The organism is Microbacterium sp. BF1 (assembly GCF_019279095.1).
GTDB classification, from domain to species: Bacteria; Actinomycetota; Actinomycetes; order Actinomycetales; family Microbacteriaceae; genus Microbacterium; species Microbacterium maritypicum.
In genome coordinates this window covers 1-2323 of sequence record NZ_JAGYWT010000397.1, presented here as the reverse complement: position 1 = coordinate 2323, position 2323 = coordinate 1, and the positions used below count along the sequence as shown (strand labels likewise).

Genomic DNA, 2323 nt, shown 5'->3' with positions numbered 1-2323 from the left:
GCCTCGTCCGCTTCACGCACGTGGGGGGCCGAGGCGTCGGCGTCGCTGTAGACGGCGACGCTGCGGATGCCGAGCGCCCGGAGGGTGCGGATCACGCGGCGGGCGATCTCCCCGCGATTGGCGACGAGAACCGTGTGGAAGGTGCCGGTGTTCGAAGGAGACGGTGCAGACAGGGACATGGCACTCACATCCGGAAGACGCCGAAGCGCGGTTCGGGCAGCGGACTGCGGGAGACGACATCGAGGGCCAGGCCCAGGAGGTCACGGGCCTGTTCGGGATCGACGATGCCGTCGTCCCAGAGTCGTGCCGTGGCGTAATAGGGCTCACCCTGGTGCTCGTACTGCTCACGGATCGGAGCCTCGAACTCCGCGCGGTCCTCGCTCGTCCAGGAGTCGCCCCGGGCGGAGAGCTGATCCTCCTTGACGGTCGCGAGCACGGACGCGGCCTGTGCGCCACCCATCACGGAGATGCGGCTCGCGGGCCAGGTCCACAGGAACCGGGGCGAATAGGCCCGACCGCACATCGAGTAGTTTCCGGCCCCGAACGATCCACCGATGATCACGGTGAGCTTCGGCACCCGGGTGCTGGCCACGGCGGTGACCATCTTCGCACCGTCCTTCGCGATGCCGCCGGCCTCGGCATCGGAGCCGACCATGAACCCCGTGATGTTCTGCAGGAACAGCAGCGGAATACCCCGCTGGTCGCAGAGTTCGATGAAATGCGCTCCCTTGAGCGCCGATTCGCTGAACAGCACGCCGTTGTTCGCGACGATGCCGACGGGGTGCCCGTGCAGGCGGGCGAATCCGGTGACCAGGGTCGTGCCGTACTCGGGCTTGAACTCGAGGAAGGTGTCGCCGTCGACCAGACGGGCGACGACCTCGTGCACGTCGTATGCGGCGTTCACGTCGACGGGGACGGCGTCGTACAGGCTCGTCGACTCGGACGGTGGGCGGCTGTTCAGCACCTCCCAGGCGGGCGCCGCGGGAGGAGGAAGCGTCGCGACGATGTCGCGGAGGATCTCGAGCGCGTGCTCATCGTCTTCGGCGAGATGGTCGACCACACCGCTGCGCCGTGCGTGCAGCTCTCCCCCGCCCAGCTCTTCGGCGGTCACGATCTCCCCGATCGCGGCCTTCACGAGAGGGGGTCCGCCGAGGAAGATCGTCCCCTGACCGCGGACGATGACGGTCTCGTCGCTCATGGCGGGAACATAGGCGCCACCCGCGGTGCACGACCCGAGCACCGCGGCGAGCTGAGGGATTCCCTCTGCCGACATGCGCGCTTGGTTGAAGAAGATCCGGCCGAAGTGCTCACGGTCGGGGAAGACCTCGTCCTGCTTCGGGAGGAACGCTCCTCCCGAGTCGACCAGATAGAGGCAGGGCAGCCGATTCTCGAGGGCGATCTCCTGTGCGCGCAGGTGCTTCTTGACCGTGAGCGGGTAGTACGTGCCCCCCTTCACCGTCGCGTCGTTGCAGACCACCATCACGTGTCGACCGTGGACGAGGCCGATACCGGCGATCACGCCGGCTCCCGGCGCCTCTCCCCCATACAGTCCGTCGGCGGCGAGCGGGGCGACCTCGAGGAACGGACTGCCCTCATCGAGCACACGGGCGACGCGGTCGCGAGGGAGAATCTTCCCGCGGGCGATGTGCCGTTCGCGGGAAGCTTCAGGTCCGCCGTGCGCCGCGGTCGCGAGGCGCTCTCGCAGCTCGTGCGCCAGTGATTCCTGGGTTGCGGGCATCGTGATGTCCTCCTCGACCCACGTCCGCGCGGGCGGACCCTGGCGCGGTGCATGCACTTTCGGTTAGTGTTCACTAACCCGTTGATTCAGGTTAGCGAGGATTAACTGAGATGACAAGCCCGGTCACAGCCCGAGACCGCGCCAAGGCCGAACGCTCCGATGCGATCCTGCACGCCGCCGCGCGCCTCTTCGTCGCGCGCGGATACAGCGGAGTGAGCCTCGAAGACATCGGCGCAGCGGTCGGCGTCTCCGGGCCGGCCGTGTACCGCCACTTCGCAGGAAAACAGGCTCTGCTGGGCGCCGTGCTCGTCAAGGTCAGTCAGGACCTGATCTCGGGCGGTCGTCGCGTCGCTGCGGAGTCGCCGACTGCCGATCAGCGGATGCGCGCGCTGATCGGCTTCCACGTCGAGTTCGCCCTGGGCAACGCCGAGGTCATCCAGGTGCAGGACAGGGATGTCGCGTTCCTGTCCGAGGCCGATCGCGCCGAGGTCCGACGCCTCCAGCGTGCGTACATCGAGTTGTGGATGGCCGCGCTGTCGCCGCTGCAGGCGCCCGAGGGCGGCGCCGATCAGGACGAGCTGCGTC

Annotated in this window: 3 protein-coding genes; 1 reads left to right on the top strand and 2 read right to left on the bottom strand. The window is 68.1% G+C overall.

Features of this window, described 5'->3' with window-relative positions:
- The coding region (locus KZA10_RS12710; RefSeq protein WP_218683056.1) for a biotin carboxylase N-terminal domain-containing protein at nucleotides 1-179 on the bottom strand (179 nt) is incomplete at its 3' end.
- 5 nt (nucleotides 180-184) lie between these two features.
- Complete coding sequence (locus KZA10_RS12705) at nucleotides 185-1738, bottom strand: carboxyl transferase domain-containing protein (RefSeq protein WP_218683055.1); 1554 nt, start codon at nucleotides 1736-1738, stop codon at nucleotides 185-187.
- A gap of 110 nt (nucleotides 1739-1848) precedes the next feature.
- On the opposite strand from KZA10_RS12705, the gene KZA10_RS12700 reads away from it, so the two are divergent.
- On the top strand, nucleotides 1849-2323 hold a 475-nt coding region (locus KZA10_RS12700), incomplete at its 3' end, for a TetR/AcrR family transcriptional regulator (protein ID WP_218683054.1).

Excerpts from the sequence above, each read along its gene's own strand:
- KZA10_RS12705 (WP_218683055.1), bottom strand. The coding sequence starts at position 1,738 with ATGCCCGCAACCCAGGAATCACTGGCGCACGAGCTGCGAGAGCGCCTC.